The following is a 15772-nucleotide window of genomic DNA, read 5'->3' as shown; positions in this document are numbered from 1 at the left end:
TCCCTGATTTCTGGGGCTTTTTGATTTTCCTCGGTCAGCGATATTTAGTTCTCAAATCGCGCACTCCAAACTTGCTTCACCGGGACGTGATGTATATATTCCCCGCTCGGCTTTTCAAGCGGCCATCCTGTCAGGATCGCAACCGCAAGGCTGAGCAAAGCAACACCGCGCTACCGCCCGAATGGCGAAACTGGTAGACGCATGGGACTTAAAATCCCCCGCTCGTAAGGGCGTGCCGGTTCGATTCCGGCTTCGGGCACCATGAATATGAAGGGCTTGCATGACATACCTCATGCAAGCCCTTAGTTCTTTTTTCCGCAATCAAAAAATCTTTTCCGCAATTCGTGACCGTTAGTCACCTCGTAGGGGTGACCTTCATGCCCTTCCGCATACGGATGTACTGTTCTGTCATCCCTACGGTGGTGTGCCCAAGTTGGTCTCGAGCTTCTCTGATGTTCCCTGTTGACACCTCTTTATCCGTGGCCGCTTTTGCTCGTAGGTCGCGCATCTGAAATTCTGCTTTTGGAATCCCGGCTGCTTCCCTGGCGTCATCGAACCTTTTTCTGAGCATGCTGGTCGTCATCGGCTGCCCAGAGTCGATTACTACCAGGCGTGTTGATCTGATTTTCTGTCCGGTCTTTCGCGCCATGATTCGATCTATTACGACTTTGAGCTCACCAATGATTTCGATCCTTCGTTTAGCCCCAGTTTTGCCTTGCTGGACGGAGAGCTTTCCGTCCTTTATGTCGCGCTCATCCATCTTCAATGTGTCAGCGACCCTCTGACCTGTTAGATAGAACAGGTCCAAAGCATCTCTTAATGGTTGATCGGCATGCTGGTAGGCTCGGGCAAGGACGTCGTCTTCAACATATATGTCGCGACCGGTTTCTTTATTACCCTTCACGCCTGAGCACGGATTTGCCAAGGATGTGTAGCCGTTCTCGCGAGCGAAGTTCCAAATGGAGCTGAGTAACGCTTTTTCCCGATTTGCACGAATAGGAGCTGCCTTACCGCGATGACGAAGGTACTGGCTGACATGTTTCGGTTCGATTGCTTCTAGAGGGGCCGGTGGGTCGTTGAAGAACAGGAGAAGATTTTTCAGTTCGCGCGCGTTGTCCTTCTGGGTGGCATGGGCTTTCGTGGGTACCACCTCATTCATATAAAGCTCGGCCACGTATGCAAAGGTAAGTACGGTTTGTGTCAGAGCTTGAGAAACGCGGCTTTTTTCGAGCTTTGCGTACTCCAAGATGGCTAGGCCGTAATCTGTACCCAGCGGGATTTCCTTGCGTGGTTTCCCGCCAGTGTCATAAAGGTAGTAGGTGGTGTTGCCGCGTTTTCTCTCGCGTAGGCGAGGAATGCTTCCCGGCTTTGTTGGTCTTCGTCCCATTTATCCCACCAAGCGTGGCTGCCACGTCGGAACTTCTGGTGCGTTTGTAGTTACCCCTGTTAGCGCCGAGGCAATCACGCAGGGCCAGCCATTGCGCTTGATGGTGTGACGAATGCCATTACGCTTCAGTACAGTAATCTGACCGGCTTTAGTTTTGGCTCCAGTCAACTCGCAGACCTGCTCATGGCTAAGAAATTGAATGTTCATGCTGCCTCCTTGCTAGGAAATACAGAGCGCTTCGAATGCGCTTGCTGTGCGACTTTGCTGCCCTCGATTCCTGGTTGCAGCTGCGCAGCCATTGCAAGTGCCTGTTCGCGCATCGATCGGGCATCACGCTCGAGCTTCGTGCCGGTACGAAAGGCGCTGAAGGTTTCGGCGGCGATCCGCAGCAACTCGCCGATGGCGACCAGCGTCTGGTGCTCGGCCGGGCAGAAGAGGGGGGCTGCTTCAAGTCGTTTGCAGGTTTGTGCCAAGCGAGTGTGATCGGCCCGGATGAACTGCAGGGAGGCTCGAAGCTCGCGGATGGTTTTGGCGCTTGCGGCGCGCTGGATGTCTTCACCCTCGCGCAGGCCGGTCTCCAGGCCATCGCTGCGGCCTATGATGTAACCGCCCCAGAGCAGCAGGGCGGCCAGAGCTATCAGGATGAGCAGTGCACCGATTTGTATTGGGGTCATCATGTGGTGTGCTCCTAGGGTTGTCGTTGGCTGGTGGTGACAGCCGTCAGTGGTGTGGGGGCCGTTTGGCGTTGGCCGTCCTGCTGTCGCTGCATATCTTCATCAGCCTTGTAGGCGCGGATGTCGATCAGCGAGGCAACATGGCGGATGTGCGCGTACTTCAACGCCTTGCGGCTTGTGTCCAGCGTGGTTATGGGAAGCTGGATCCGGCCGCTGTTGATCTCCGTCACGAACGACTGCTCGTTGAGATTGCGAAAGTACTGCTCGCGGACTTTTTCTAGCGGGATCAGGACGTCACCGAAGATTCGATAGAGCAGTTCGACGGTGGCCGATTCGGGCGCCGGATGCAGGCGAAGCGGATTCTGTGCAGCGTTACTCATGGCCTTGTCTAGCCTCCTTGCGTTGTTGTCGTGCCGGGTGATTCCAGGCATTCAGGCAGTGGCGTCTGGTCAGCTCGCGCAGATGTTCGGGCACTTCGAGGAGCGCGGCGTTGCGCTCCCCGTGTATGCGTAGCGGGCATCAATGCGCGTGTTCACGCGCACGCGTGTTTTTAAATATTCTCTCTATACACGAGAAAGGAGAGTTAAAAGTAGGACGGTGGGGCAAAGCCCCAATCTGCGGGGCTTTCGGACGTCCCACCTAGTTTTAGAGAGGTGGGACGCGTGGGACGCCAGAAAAGCAAAAGACAGCCGGGATAGATATTCACCGACATTCGCCAGCCGTTCACCGGGCGTAAGCCACACATTCACCGGGTGGCATTAAAACGGTCTTGCTGCCACCAGAATCGACCTGTAAAAAGGGGCCATCTTCGATGGGTGCGACCGCAAAGCGCGGCAGACCACCCACCACCTGACCCGGCCAATGCGCCGGGTCTTTTTGTTTAAGGGGTAGGGCAATGACGAACGAGCAACAGGCACTGGCAGAGATGCCGATCTGGATGGTGATTGCCCTGTCATTGGTTGGCGGTGTATCCGGTGAGATGTGGCGCGCTGACAAGGATGGGGCGCGAGGCTGCGCGTTATTGCGCCGGCTAGCACTTCGGTCCGGTGCCTGCATCGTTTGCGGGGTGTCGGCGATGATGTTGTTGTTCGGCGCGGGCCTGTCGATCTGGACGGCGGGCGCCTTGGGTTGCCTAACAGCGATGGCCGGCGCGGACGTCGCCATCGGGTTGTACGAACGCTGGGTCGCCAAGCGGCTCGACCTGAGCGAGGCCGAGCCGAAGGCATGAGCCGGGCAGGCCGGGTAGGGCGCAGATTTCACGGGTCCTCCCCGAGGGCCGCCCCCTACACGGGTTATCGAACTCGCGAGATCTCTCTAGCTGAAACCTTTGCAGGGATGTCCGTCTTTCCAAAGGGATGGGGGCAGGGCATGGCAGTCGAGCGACCGGACCGGGCGGAAAACCGCCGGGGACCCTGGGGACTTCCAAAGGACACGGGGTCGGAAACCCGCGGGATCTTGTTAGTGGGAGGCCCACCAGCTTACTGAAATTTCAATCCACTGAAATCTTGAAAGCATTCATTGAAAAGCCGCTGAAAAGGAGGGCTTATGACCGCAGCCACGTACCTATCCAAGAGCGCCTTCGCCGCACACATCGGCCGCTCACCGAGTTACATCACCTGGCTGAAGGAAAACGGTCGACTGGTCCTGTCCCCAATGGCAAGCAGGTCGACGTTCTGGCCACCGAAGCATTGATCCGCGATACCGCTGACCCGAGCAAGGCTGCCGTCGCTGCTCGCCACCAACAGGAGCGGCTTCAGCGTAATGTGTACAGCCACGTCGCTACACAATCCGAACCGACCAACATGGCTGCACCGCCGCCCGTTGATCCCGCGCAAGGGCAGTCCCCGGACTTTCAGAAAGCGCGTGCACATCGCGAGCACTACTTGGCGCGGATGGCTGAGATGGAGTTTCGCAAGGCGCAGGGGGAGCTGGTGGAAATCAGCTTTGTGCAGAAAGCCGCTTTTGAAACGGCGCGATCGCTTAATCATTCGCTAATGAGCCTGTCGCCGCAATTGGCGCCACAACTCGCCGCGCTGTCGGATCCGTGGGTGGTGGAGAGGCAGCTAACGGCTGCGCTGCGCCAACGACTTAACGAAGCGGCACAAGTGTCAAGCGATGACTTTGGATTTGCGTTTAGCGAGTGCTAAGGATATCCGCTGATAGGCATTTTTCTGCTCGCATCGGAATTGATTGGCGCCTGCTTCCAGTCAGTATTAGCCGTCGGCGTAAAGTGTTATCACGCGCCTACCGATGCAGCAGGCAAGTGTAATTTTGAATCTACCACCGCATGCGTAGTCACCCATTTTAAGACCTGGATATGCAGGTTCTTGTCAGAGGGTTATCGCTCTACTGCGACGCACTTGATCTCCACGAGAAGGCCAGGTCGAGCTAATTCACTGACACCAATGCAGGTCCATGCACAAGTGCTTCTCGGAAATACTTTATCCTTTACGCGTCTGAAAATTGGCATGTGACGGTGCATGTCGACGTGGTAAGTTGTCATTTCTACGACATCTTCAAATTTACAGCCACCTGCCTCCAAGACGATCCGGAGATTGTCCCATGCAGCTAAAAACTGCTGCTCAGGTTCTTCAATGACGGATAATTCCGGCGTCCTGCCTACCTGACCCGCGCAGTAGAGAGTTTTTCCTACCTTTACTGCTGGTGCATAACCCGCGCGCTCGTAGATCAATCTCATGCCATCTGGAACAATGATCTGACGGTCAGTCATGATTGCGGAGCCCCAAGTTAGAACGGTTACGAAAGCTAACTCAGGGGCCAGAGCCGCGTCCACTCAGTTCACTTCTCATCTATTAATCAACCCCACAGGTGCTTTTAGCCGCTGCTGAGTCTTTTTGAACTCATTACCTAATGTGGCTACCTCGATCGATGCAAAAGGCGCGAGCCGGTAGCGTTACTGATCAGAAGCATTTCGATGGTTGGTTCGCTGCTAGGCTGGCTCGTCAGTTCGTGTCGTCATCACCTTGAAATATATCTGCGTAAAGTCGCGCGACTGTAGGGGTAAGGTTATGACCGGCAGGAATGAGAAAGTCGGCGTGTGGTGCGAGCCGTTTTACGTAGATGACTTCGTAAACCCTGCGCACGATTCCAGGTGCTGTTTCTTCCCGGTCCAGGCCAGGCATTATCCCTACCGCTTTGTAACCGGCTTGCTCCAGTGCTTGTTGCATATACGGCGTGCGGGTTGTTGCCATGCCATAGATCAGCCCCGCGCCCATGAACGTGCCGATTTTTTCTCCCAGGTCCTGGGCCGCAACGGCCAGTCTGGCTTGTCTGTGCGGTTTGGCTACCGCGCCGACCCGCCCGAAAATAACGTCAGCACCGTCAATTTTTTCCCACGTGGCGATAGCGACAATCTCATCGTTCTGGCGGACGACGGTAGCGAATATGCCTCGATCCGGATCGTCTTCGAGCACCACGTTGTCTGCGTAGAACTGCTGGTCCAGAAACGGGCTTGCCAACCCCACCGAAATGGAGGGAAACCATGTCCGGAAAAAATCTGTCGCGACATTGATCTCCTCACGTTTCAGGTAATCCCAACTGTAGCCATAGGGTAAATCGGTGAAGCTGCGAATTTGCTCGATCGTTGGCCATTTCATGCGGTTCTGCTCGTTTGTCTGATTGCTTCGATAAGTGGCGCCGGGGTCAGGCCCGAGGGTCAGGGTTATTGGCGGGTGCCGGGGCATGCCTGGCGGCGATCTGCCTGTGGCGCTCGACCACTTCGCCAATGACCAACTGCATCAGCCTCTGCACGATGGCCGTATCCAGCTCGGCCTCCTGAGCAAGTGCTGCCAGACGCTGGTATTGCTGCTGCTCTCTGGCCTCGTCTACCGCAGGCAACTGATATCGGGCCTTGAGCAATCCGACCTCATCGGTACAGCGAAACCGTTCCGCGAGCAGGTGGATGAGGGCGGCGTCGATATTGTCGATTGTTTTCCTGAATGTTGAGAGTTGACGCGCGATGTCGGAGTTTTCCATGAATGACCTCGTGACAGGTGTTCGAAAGAGCTTCTCAATGATTCGTCTGCTGAGCAAAAACCGACCAGTCCTTGTCGCCATCTCCCCTGGCTACCGCCGATGTCATTTTCAATCGCACGGCATCCGCCGCTGGCAACTCCAGCCCCTTGAGACGACCCGCATCGATCGCCAGATTCATATCCTTGAGGCCAAGCGACAGTTTGAATCCCGGTTCAAAATTGCTGCTGACGATGTTCTGCCCATAACGTTGATAACTGGGGCAGGCGAACAGGGTCTGGGTCATGAGCTTGATGAAAATCGAAGGGCTCAGTCCGTGGCGTTGAACGAGTCCGCTGGCTTCGCCCAGCGACTGGATGGCTTGGGTGATCATCATGTTGCCGGCGATTTTCGCGATACAGGCCTGTTCAGGTTGGTCGCCCAGATACCAGGTTTTTTTCCCGAGCAGGTCGAACAGCGGTTGGACGGTCGAGACAGCGGCCTGCGATCCGGCCGCCAGGATATTCAACTCGCCCTTGGCCGCCACGGCGGGCACGCCGAAGACCGGCGCCGCGATCAATGGCATGCCGACGGCTTCATGTTCGCGCTGCAACTCCAACATCAGCGAAGGCGACAAGGTCGACATCACGACATGCACGCAAGCTTTGTCTGCAGTTTCCAGAACAGCGCTGGCGAGCAGTACTTGCCTGACAGCGGCATCATCGGCCAGAAGAGTGATGACCACCTCTTGCTGGAACGCCGAGGCCGGCGATTCGATAACGCTGATGCCTTCGAGATCCTTGATCGCCGCCTGACTGCGGTTCCATGCCGAGACGTGATGGCCAGCGCGGACGAGCAGTGGAATGATGGCTCTGCCCATGCATCCCACTCCGATAAAACCAATCTTCATTTGCAGTCTCCGGTTGGTATTCGACGACGGTGAATGCAGACAAGTATGTCGGGCACGGGATTGCTACGGCACTGCCATTGCTGCACTCTCACTGTTCATTTTTGTACGGGGGCGGAGCATGGACTGGAGTGATGTGCGGGTCTTTCTCGCGATTGCCCGCAGCGGGTCATTAGGGGCTGCCGCCAAGCTGTTGGGGGTCAGCCATCCGACCGTGGGGCGGCGCTTGCAGGTGCTGGAACAGTTCAGTGGCCAACCCGTTTTCCTGCGTACCAACCAAGGTCTCGTGTTGACCGACAGCGGCGAGAAGCTCCTCAGCCTCGCGCAGGAAATGGAGCAAAGTGCGTTGGCCATCGAAAGGCGCCTCGCGGGGGACAGTGCACAGCCCGAAGGTGTGCTGCGCATTTCCTGCGCTGACTGGTTCGCCTGTTATGTGCTGGCCCCGGTGCTGAGTGAACTGGGCCGGCGTTATCCATTGATCGTGCCCGAGGTCATTGCCGGGCATCGATTGTTTGATCTGGCTCGCCGCGACGCCGACATCGCGTTTCGAATCGTTCCGTTCACCGAACCCGATATCGTGCACCGCAAGCTGATCTCCCTGACTTACGGGTTATACGCAGCCGTTGGATCTGCTGACCCTGAGCCACAGGGCGCCGGGCTGGGTCTGATCACCATGAGTGTTGCCCAGTCTCATTATCCCGATGTGCAGTGGCTGCAGCAGCGTTACCCTCTGGCGCGTACCGTGTTTACCAGTAGCAGCCGCACAGTCCAGGCGCAAATGTGTGCGCAGGGGCAGGGCGTCGCGGTATTGCCCCGCGCTTTGGGCGACCAGTTGACGGCGCTGCGTCTGATCGATTCAGATGAACCGCCACCAGGCCGCGACATTTGGATGGGCTACCACCAGGACATGCGCCAGATGGACAGTCTGCGCGCGCTTGCCGACCTGGCCTCCGTCATGATTGGCACTCAGGCAGGCGGTTGATTCACTCTGCCGGCTGCATGGCCGCCGTTTGCAGCTCTGCAGCAGATTGGCGCGCCAGACTCAGACTCAGTCCTGCGCCTACCACCAGACACGCAGCGATGCACAGTATGGCGACGGTGAAGGCGTGGGTGATGGCCGCCGCGTCCGTGTCCTTGCCCAGAAGCGTGTAAAAAATGCCACCGATGATCGCTACGCTCAGTGCCGTGCTGATTTGCAGTGTGGAACTGGTGATGCCCGCAATCATGCCGGAATACGCCGGTGCCACGCGTCCAGTGATCATGCGCATCAATGTCGGAAGGGCCAGTCCTTGTCCGAAACCGATCAGAAAGAGAATCACGGCAAGGGACAGCGCAGAGGGCGTGACGGCGGTTGGCGTGTGCGCCACGAGCCAGGCCAATAGCACGAACCCCAGCACTTCGAGTGCCATTCCGAAGGGATTCACATAAGACCCCAGCAAACGCCGGAATAGATGGGTGGCGAGCGGCCCCAGCAAGAAACCAGCGCCGAATGACAGAAAGACCAGACCTGCACTGAGCGGGCTCGTATGCAGCGCTCCCTGTAAATAGATGGAAAACAGCAGGAAGAACACGCCGATCGCGTAAAAAGTCAGCGCCACCAGCAATGCCCGGCCCAGCCCGGGCGCACGCAGTGCAGCAGGGTTCAGCAACGGCGCGCCTTGCGCTTGATACAAGCGGGCTTCGTAGCGCCAGAACAGCCAGGCCAGCAGTGGCACCGCCGCCAGCGACAGCCAGGCCCACCACGGCCAGCCCGCTTCACGTCCCTCGATCAGTGGAACGATCAGCGCCGCAAGCGTCACCATCGACAACAGCGTTCCACCCAGATCCAGCTTGCTGGTCTGGGGTGCGCGGGTTTCCTTGACCACGGGGATGGCGATCAGAATGACCAGCAACGCAATCGGTAGATTCACCAGAAATATCGACCGCCAGCCCAGGTTCATCAGGTTGAGCGAGATCAGAATCCCGCCAAGTGCCTGGCCGACTACCGACGCCAAACCAAACACCGCACCGTACAGGCTCAACGCCAAGGGTTTTTCCGACTCAGGGAATATCGCCTGCACTGAAGCGAGTGCCTGCGGCGCCATGACAGCGGCCGTCACGCCTTGCAGCGAGCGTCCGGCGATCAACACCCAGGGTGACTCGGCGACACCGCAGATCAGTGAGGCGACGGCAAAGCCAATCAGGCCAACGAAGAACATTCTCATGCGGCCAAAGATGTCGCCAAGCCTTCCGCCGGTGATCAGTGTCACGGCATACAGCGCCGCGTAAGAAGAGATGATCAACTGTTCGGCAGAGGAGGCCGTGCCCAGCGATTGCTGAATCGAAGGCAGCGCTACGTTCACGATGAAGAAATCCAGCGGCGGCAAGAATGCACCGACCAACAGGATGGCGAACATCAGCCAGCGCCGCTGTTCCGGAAGGGCTACTATTTTCTCAGGCATAAGGTCTCCTTTCTGAAACCCTTCGGCTCCAGAATATTTTCGATTGCGAGTCATGCTTTGAATAAGCTGACTTCAATCTAAACGATCAAACCCTGGCTGACGCCTCACATAAATGAACGGCCAATGTTCATTTATGGCAGTGCCGCTGCGCCCCTGCCTCCTCGCAAAATGGCCGCACTGTGGTTCCAGTCGAGCCACACAACGGAAATCGAGGAGTCAGTTATGTCAGGTAAATTCGCTGATCAGGTCGCAGTCGTCACCGGCGCGTCCACCGGGATCGGATTTGCGATTGCACAGGGTTTGATTGCCGAGGGCGCCAGGCGCGTTTACATCACCGGGCGTTCTGCAGCCACGCTGGAGGCTGCGGTGGCCAAGCTTGGCGACAGGGCGGTCGCGGTCATTTCCGATGTCGCGCGCCAGGTTGATCTGGACGAGCTCAAGGCGACGATTGAGGCGCACGGCGATCAACTGGACTCAGTGTTTGCCAATGCGGGTATTTGTGAAAAGAACCCGCTGGGCGAGACCACCGAGGCCGCCTATTTCAACATGTTCGACATCAACGTAAAGGGAGTCTTTTTTACTGTACAGACGTTGATGCCATTGTTGAAAAATGGCGCTTCGATCGTGCTGACGGCCTCTATCTGTTCCAGCAATGGCATGGAAGGACTGAGCCTCTACAACGCCTCCAAAGCCGCGGTACGTTCCTTTGCCAGGACGTGGGCCAACGAACTCAAAGGTCGCAAGATCAGAGCGAATGTCCTGAGCCCTGGCTTCACCCGCACACCGCTGATGGATAACGGCTTGAAGATGAGCGAAAGCGACGTCGCCGCGCTGCGTCAGCACGTCGAGCAGATCACGCCATTGGGGTACATGGCCGAGCCTGAGGAAATCGCCTCGTCGGCGCTGTTTCTTGCGTCTGCCGATGCGAAATATGTCAACGGTGTGGAGTTGATGGTCGACGGCGGCCTGTCGCAGATCTGACCACGTGCTCAACCGTAGCGCAGCCCTCGCGCAGGGCTGCCTTCCTCGCTTATGCGCAGCCCCTGCAGGAAACCTCATCATGAACAATGAACAACTGACAGCCCGACTGGACGCCCTGGAAAGTCGCGCCGCCATCGAGTCGCTGATCAGCGCCTACGCCAATGCTTTCGACCGCATCGACGCCTCGCTTCTTAGCTCAATCTGGCACGAAGAGTCGACACTGGATCTACCGGGTTTTGGCCAGGCTGGAAACCGTGACGAAATCCTGGCGATGGCGCAAAACAGCTGGCGCCAGATGCCCCATATGCACCACTGGATGGCCAACCCGCTGATTGAAATCGAGGGTGACAGCGCAGTGGGCACGGTAGCTGCGGATTGCCTGTTTCATGACATTGAAAAAGGCCCGGTGCAAGTCAGCGGTCTTTACCACGACAGGTTTGAACGTCGGGACGGAAAGTGGGCGTTCCTGTCACGTCGTTTTGAAATGCATTTCCTGACGCCGTTAAAAGATTGGGTACCCGCAGCGGGCGAAGAACAGTTTGCACCGTTCGAGCAGCTCAAGGGAACGACAGCGAAAAACGAATAGTCCCGGCCCTTGGCTGTTCGACACCCACGTGGCCGTCATGCAGTTGCATGATGGCCACGACAATGGCGAGGCCAAGCCCGTAGGAGTCGGAATTCTGGTGCCGAGACGCATCGCCACGGTAAAAGCGGTCGAAGAGTTTGCCCAGGGTTTCGTCGCCCAGCACCGGCCCTTGGTTCTCCACCTCAATCCGGGCACCTCCGTGGGTTTCCAATACCCGTATCAGAATCTCGGTGCCCTCGTAAGCGTAGCGAACAGCGTTCGCCACCAGGTTGCTCAACGCTCTGCGCAGCAGCAAGGGGTCAGCGAGCACGATACCATCGCCCGTTATTTGGAAGCTCATTCGCCGCTCTTCAGCCAAACCCTCAAAATACTCAGCGATGCGCTGTGATTCGTCATGCAGCGACAGTTGCTGGCGCTCCACTACGGCTTGCGCTTCATCGGCGCGCGCCAGAAATAGAATGCTTTCGACGATGCGCGAGATCCGTTCGAGTTCTTCAAGGTTCGAAGCGATCAGCGCTTGATATTCGTCCTCGCTACGGCGTTGGCGAAGGGCAACCTGACAATGTCCCATCAACGACCCGACCGGCGTGCGGATTTCATGGGCAAGGTCGGCGGAAAATTGCGTCAGTCGCTGATAACCCTGAGCAAGACGATCAAGCATCGCGTTATAGGCGTCACTCAGCTGTTGCAATTCAACCGGCGTATCGGCGCTGTCCATGCGGCTGTGCAGACGCTCAGGCGTTATGGCTGCGGCATGGGCGGCCATTTTGCGCAGCGGACGCAGCCCGCGACGCAATAACAGATAACCCAGCAACGCGGTTGCCAGAAAGGCAAGGGCCACGGCCAGGTAGATGCGCTCGCGATACGCTGCAAGCATCGCCATTTCCTTGCCCATAAGGTGGGCGGCCGTCAATCGGACTACACGGCCACCCGACGTCGTGACTACGGAGGCGGCGCGCAGCCTTGTTCCCGAGTCGGTCACGCCGCTGCGCAGATCACTGACACTCAGCTTTGTGTCCTGGCCGATCACCGGCAGTTCAGGCAACGTGACGTTGAGTGGATTGACCTGGATGACCGGTGGCTGCCCCGGCTCTTCAATGATGAAGATGTCGTCTTCGCTGTCGAGCATGTTCTTGAAAATCTGCGGGCCGTCGCGCAGCTTTTCGATGGCGAGTTCGTAATGCAGGAGCTTGCGGAAATGCTCCAGACGGCCCATCACCGCGTGATCGCTGTAGATCAATACCGAGGCTTTCATCGTCTGATACAGATAGAAGCCCGCGCCGGCCACGGCCAGCATCGCGACCATGGCAAACGCCACGGTCGATCGCAGCGTCAGCGAGGGTTGGCGTCGGGACCGCATGGCCTCACCTCGCAGACATAGCCGATACCGCGAATGGTATGGATCAGCTTGATCGGGTAGGGCTGGTCGACCTTGTTGCGCAGGCGCTTGACAGCGACGTCCACCACGTTGGTATCGCTGTCGAAATTCATGTCCCAGACTTCCGAAGCGATTTGTGTCCTGGACAACACATCGCCGGCTCGACGCAGAAACAGATGCAGCAGGGCGAACTCCTTGTTGGTCAGCACGATCACCTGTTGTTGGCGGGTCACGCGGCGCCGGACCAGATCCAGTTCGAGATCGGCAAGGTGGAAATGGTCGGCTTCGCGTACGACACCGCGGCGCAGAATAGTGCGGATGCGCAACAGCAGTTCGGTAAACGAAAAAGGTTTGATCAGGTAATCATCGGCGCCCAGTTCCAGACCGCGAATGCGGTCTTGCAACTGGTCGCGCGCGGTAAGGAACAGCACGGGTACGTCTTGTCTGGCGCGCAACAGCTCGATGATCTGAAACCCGTCAATCCCGGGCAACATCACGTCCAGCACGATCAGGTCATAGGTCGTATGCAAGGCCATGTGCAGACCGTCGGCGCCGTGCTGGGTCCAGTCGACGTTGTAACCGGACTCGCCGAGCCCCTTTTTCAGGTACTCACCTGTTTTGGTGTCATCTTCGATCAGCAGGATATGCATCGTGAGGCGCGCTCGGGTCTCTTCATGACGGGATTCAGCCCGCGACATCGGTATCTCGGCTGTGCAGTGTAGCGGGATGAACGGGCGCAGTCGGTTACATTTCTGTCATTCACCGGCAGGGCTGACGAATGACAAAAATGTCATTCGGCGGTCATCGTGACGTCCCGATCTGCGGTCGAGGATGGCGACACATCAACCCATGAGGAATCGTCGCCATGCAACTCAAAAACGCCCTGTCTACCACGTTCGGTTTGGTGATGCTCAGCGCTGCCGTCATTGCCACCGCCGCCGACATGCCGGTCATCAAACCACTGCGCGGTACGGTGGAAAGCGTCAGCAACAACACGCTGACCTTCACTGTCCGCTCTGGCGCCCAGCAGACGATCGGACTGACTGACAAGACCGGTATCAGCCGGGTATCGAAGGCCAATATCGACTCGATCAAATCCGACAGCTTCATCGGCTCGGCGGCCATCCCGCAGGCCAACGGAACCTTGAAGGCGCTTGAGGTCACGGTATTCGACGCCAGGCTCAAGGGCAGCGGCGAAGGTCATTACGGTTGGCAGAACGCAGACGGCAGCACTGGCACCATGACCAACGGCACCGTTGGCAAACTGTCCAAAACCGACGGCCGCACGTTGACCGTCAACTACCAGGGCGGCGAGAAACAAATCGTCGTGCCGGATGACGTGCCTATCGCCTACGTCGAGCCAGGCAAAGCCGATGAGCTGGTCAAAGGAACGAAAATCGTCGTGTTCCCCGCTGCAGATGGCACCGCACGCGGCATTGCAGTCGGCAAGGATGGCTTCCAGCCACCGATGTAATCATCTGAGAAAGCTTGAGCGTTGCCGTCTGGCAACGCTCCGCTACACGGAAGGCTTGCAAGGGGAACCACGTGAGACAGAAGAAACTGCATCCCTGGCCGGTTCGCCTCACCCATTGGCTCAATGCGGCCTGCATGGTCTGCATGTTCATGAGCGGTTGGGCTATCTACAACGCCTCGCCACTGTTCAGTTTCAGGTTTCCGGTGTCATTGACCGTGGGCGGTTGGCTGGGCGGGGCACTTGCCTGGCATTTTGCGTTCATGTGGCTGCTGCTGATCAACGGCGCAATCTATGTGCTGTACGGGTTGGCCAGTCGTCATTTCAAACGTGAGCTGCTGCCCATCGGCATTGCCGCATTGAAGCATGATCTGACCGATGCCTTGCGCTTTCGGCTGGTGCATGAAAAGGGTGTCTATAACGCAGTACAGCGCCTGATGTACTGGATCGTGCTGGCGGCAGGTGTACTGATCGTGATCTCGGGTGTAGCGATCTGGAAACCGGTTCAACTTCAAGAGCTGGTCGCGTTACTGGGCGGCTATGACGTTGCTCGTTACGTACATTTTGCGGCCATGGCGATGATTGCAGCGTTTGTAGTGATTCACCTGGTCTTGGTGATTCTGGTACCAAAAACCCTGGTGCCAATGATCACGGGTGGAGTGCGGACGCCTAATAACGAGAAAAATGGGTCATGACTGAATTTAAAATAACAACGCGTCAGCGCGTCAGGATTGAACCTGCGCAACAGCTTGAACTGGAAAACATTCAGCGCCGGCATTTGCTTCGGGCCGGCCTGACGGTTGGCGCGATGTCGATGCTGACCGGTTGCAACCTGCAGGACGGCGATCAGGTCGACAAAGTGCTTTGGGCCATGTCGCGTTGGAACGACCGGGTCCAGGCGTGGCTGTTCAGTGGACGGAAACTGGCGCCGACCTTCGCCCGCGCGCAGATCACCAAGCCGTTTCCGTTCAACGCTTTCTATGGTCAGGACGATATCCCTGAAGTAGACCTGACCAGTTACTCGCTCGCCGTCTCCGGCCGGATCAGGGACAAGGCGCCGTGGACACTCGAAAGCTTGCGCAAGCTGCCGCAACGCAGCGATATCACTCGGCTGATCTGTGTTGAGGGCTGGAGCGCGATCGGTCAATGGGGAGGTGTACCGCTGAAAACCTTCCTGGAACACATCGGCGCCGACACCACAGCGAAATTTGTCGGTTTCAAATGTGCCGATCGTTACTACTCCAGTCTGGACATGCCGACTGCCTTGCACCCGCAGACGCTGTTGGCACTGGATTACGCTGACGTGGCGCTGCCGCCCGAGTACGGCTATCCGCTGAGGGTTCGGGTCCCCACCAAACTGGGATTCAAAAACCCCAAGCATGTTGTCGAGATTTTCGTCAGCAACGACAACCCGGGCGGGTATTGGGAAGACCAGGGCTACAACTGGTTCAGCGGGATCTGATGAAGCAAAGAACGGAACTGTCACGCCAGGAACACTGGCGAGATTCATGACACCAAGCGTGATATGAGGCATGCCGATGACCGGTATTTCTGCAGTACCGCCAGCACCATCCGACTGGCCAACATCAGAACCCAGGATGCGGGCAACGAGTGATGGAGCAGATTTCCAATCTCTCTTGCAGGCTCAGTCCAGGCCACCTTTACAACAGTCAGATAAAGCTCGCACTCGGATGCTCTTTGATAATCTTGCCGCATGTACCTTCAATGGCGAAAAAAGGGCTATCTGCTCTGATGTTATCGGCACAGGGGGACTGAATGCGTTCGCCATTGCAGTGGCTCTTTCGCCGCTAACCGTCACCTGGGTACCGACCGAGATTGTTCGAGCGCCACTGCGTTCGCCTGGGATACGGACTTTTCGCCGTCGCAATCCCTCTTCAGCCGAGAGCTCCTTCCTCAACCGGTCAAGCTCGGAGGATAGGGGTTATGATTAGACGTGTCTCGAGAGCTTGCTCGC

Annotated in this window: 18 protein-coding genes, 1 tRNA gene and 1 pseudogene; 9 read left to right on the top strand and 11 right to left on the bottom strand. The window is 57.4% G+C overall.

Going from position 1 to position 15772, the window contains the following annotated elements:
• The first annotated feature begins 175 nt into the window (after positions 1–175).
• A tRNA-Leu gene (locus D8U61_RS06145) sits at positions 176–262 on the top strand.
• A 93-nt stretch (positions 263–355) separates the two neighbouring features.
• Here the strand turns inward: D8U61_RS06145 and D8U61_RS06140 are convergent.
• The 4 genes from D8U61_RS06140 to D8U61_RS06125 are packed head-to-tail and all read right to left on the bottom strand — an operon-like array spanning position 356 to position 2441.
• Entirely contained in the window at positions 356–1387 is a 1032-nt protein-coding gene (locus D8U61_RS06140) for a tyrosine-type recombinase/integrase (protein WP_130926594.1), read from the bottom strand.
• Positions 1388–1594, bottom strand: coding sequence for a DUF4224 domain-containing protein (locus D8U61_RS06135; protein WP_093101817.1), 207 nt, complete (start codon positions 1592–1594; stop codon positions 1388–1390).
• On the bottom strand, positions 1591–2064 hold the full coding sequence (locus tag D8U61_RS06130; RefSeq protein ID WP_125926810.1) for a hypothetical protein: 474 nt from the start codon (positions 2062–2064) through the stop codon (positions 1591–1593). Before D8U61_RS06130 ends, D8U61_RS06135 begins: the two co-directional genes overlap by 4 nt.
• Positions 2065–2075: 11 nt before the next feature.
• Positions 2076–2441, bottom strand: a complete 366-nt coding sequence (locus D8U61_RS06125) for a pyocin activator PrtN family protein (RefSeq protein ID WP_093101815.1) — start codon at positions 2439–2441, stop codon at positions 2076–2078.
• A gap of 515 nt (positions 2442–2956) precedes the next feature.
• Between D8U61_RS06125 and D8U61_RS06120 the strand changes: the two genes are divergently transcribed.
• Both D8U61_RS06120 and D8U61_RS06115 read left to right on the top strand, forming a co-directional pair.
• Complete coding sequence (locus D8U61_RS06120) at positions 2957–3289, top strand: phage holin family protein (RefSeq protein ID WP_110599393.1); 333 nt, start codon at positions 2957–2959, stop codon at positions 3287–3289.
• A 317-nt stretch (positions 3290–3606) separates the two neighbouring features.
• Positions 3607–4208: pseudogene (locus tag D8U61_RS06115) on the top strand (terminase small subunit).
• A 191-nt stretch (positions 4209–4399) separates the two neighbouring features.
• Here the strand turns inward: D8U61_RS06115 and D8U61_RS06110 are convergent.
• The 4 genes from D8U61_RS06110 to D8U61_RS06095 all read right to left on the bottom strand — a co-directional run bounded on the left by D8U61_RS06110 (position 4400) and on the right by D8U61_RS06095 (position 6943).
• Positions 4400–4792, bottom strand: coding sequence for a RidA family protein (locus tag D8U61_RS06110; RefSeq protein WP_009049394.1), 393 nt, complete (start codon positions 4790–4792; stop codon positions 4400–4402).
• Between the two features lie 232 nt (positions 4793–5024).
• The gene (locus D8U61_RS06105; protein ID WP_110599395.1) at positions 5025–5678 is read right to left on the bottom strand and encodes a hypothetical protein; all 654 of its coding nucleotides are present in this window, start codon (positions 5676–5678) and stop codon (positions 5025–5027) included.
• A 46-nt stretch (positions 5679–5724) separates the two neighbouring features.
• A complete protein-coding gene (locus D8U61_RS06100) occupies positions 5725–6057 on the bottom strand; it encodes a chorismate mutase (protein WP_042609810.1) in 333 nt (110 codons plus the stop codon).
• 34 nt (positions 6058–6091) lie between these two features.
• Complete coding sequence (locus D8U61_RS06095) at positions 6092–6943, bottom strand: NAD(P)-dependent oxidoreductase (RefSeq protein WP_125916126.1); 852 nt, start codon at positions 6941–6943, stop codon at positions 6092–6094.
• Positions 6944–7061: 118 nt separating this feature from the next.
• On the opposite strand from D8U61_RS06095, the gene D8U61_RS06090 reads away from it, so the two are divergent.
• Entirely contained in the window at positions 7062–7922 is an 861-nt protein-coding gene (locus tag D8U61_RS06090) for a LysR family transcriptional regulator (protein ID WP_122704478.1), read from the top strand.
• Between the two features lies 1 nt (position 7923).
• On the opposite strand, the gene D8U61_RS06085 is transcribed toward D8U61_RS06090, so the two are convergent.
• Positions 7924–9435, bottom strand: a complete 1512-nt coding sequence (locus tag D8U61_RS06085) for an MFS transporter (protein WP_241663604.1) — start codon at positions 9433–9435, stop codon at positions 7924–7926.
• A gap of 168 nt (positions 9436–9603) precedes the next feature.
• On the opposite strand from D8U61_RS06085, the gene D8U61_RS06080 reads away from it, so the two are divergent.
• Together D8U61_RS06080 and D8U61_RS06075 are read left to right on the top strand one after the other, a co-directional pair.
• A complete protein-coding gene (locus D8U61_RS06080) occupies positions 9604–10362 on the top strand; it encodes an SDR family oxidoreductase (protein WP_130926593.1) in 759 nt (252 codons plus the stop codon).
• Between the two features lie 79 nt (positions 10363–10441).
• Positions 10442–10948, top strand: a complete 507-nt coding sequence (locus D8U61_RS06075; RefSeq protein ID WP_042609814.1) for a nuclear transport factor 2 family protein — start codon at positions 10442–10444, stop codon at positions 10946–10948.
• Here D8U61_RS06075 and D8U61_RS06070 read toward each other — a convergent pair.
• Positions 10920–12308, bottom strand: coding sequence for a heavy metal sensor histidine kinase (locus D8U61_RS06070; protein WP_130926592.1), 1389 nt, complete (start codon positions 12306–12308; stop codon positions 10920–10922). The genes D8U61_RS06075 and D8U61_RS06070 overlap by 29 nt on opposite strands.
• Positions 12281–12976, bottom strand: a complete 696-nt coding sequence (locus tag D8U61_RS06065) for a heavy metal response regulator transcription factor (protein ID WP_039760267.1) — start codon at positions 12974–12976, stop codon at positions 12281–12283. Before D8U61_RS06065 ends, D8U61_RS06070 begins: the two co-directional genes overlap by 28 nt.
• Positions 12977–13191: 215 nt before the next feature.
• Here D8U61_RS06065 and D8U61_RS06060 point away from each other — a divergent pair, with 215 nt between their 5' ends.
• From D8U61_RS06060 to D8U61_RS06050, 3 genes are all read left to right on the top strand, one after another.
• Complete coding sequence (locus tag D8U61_RS06060) at positions 13192–13800, top strand: hypothetical protein (protein ID WP_042609816.1); 609 nt, start codon at positions 13192–13194, stop codon at positions 13798–13800.
• Between the two features lie 71 nt (positions 13801–13871).
• A complete protein-coding gene (locus tag D8U61_RS06055) occupies positions 13872–14492 on the top strand; it encodes a cytochrome b/b6 domain-containing protein (protein WP_110599401.1) in 621 nt (206 codons plus the stop codon).
• The gene (locus D8U61_RS06050; protein ID WP_177433306.1) at positions 14489–15259 is read left to right on the top strand and encodes a molybdopterin-dependent oxidoreductase; all 771 of its coding nucleotides are present in this window, start codon (positions 14489–14491) and stop codon (positions 15257–15259) included. The genes D8U61_RS06055 and D8U61_RS06050 overlap by 4 nt, the downstream gene beginning before the upstream one ends.
• Positions 15260–15772: the final 513 nt, after the last annotated feature.

It is taken from the genome of Pseudomonas sp. Sample_14 (assembly GCF_004307515.1).
Taxonomy (GTDB): domain Bacteria; phylum Pseudomonadota; class Gammaproteobacteria; order Pseudomonadales; family Pseudomonadaceae; genus Aquipseudomonas; species Aquipseudomonas atacamensis.
This window is presented reverse-complemented; position numbering and strand designations above follow the sequence as displayed.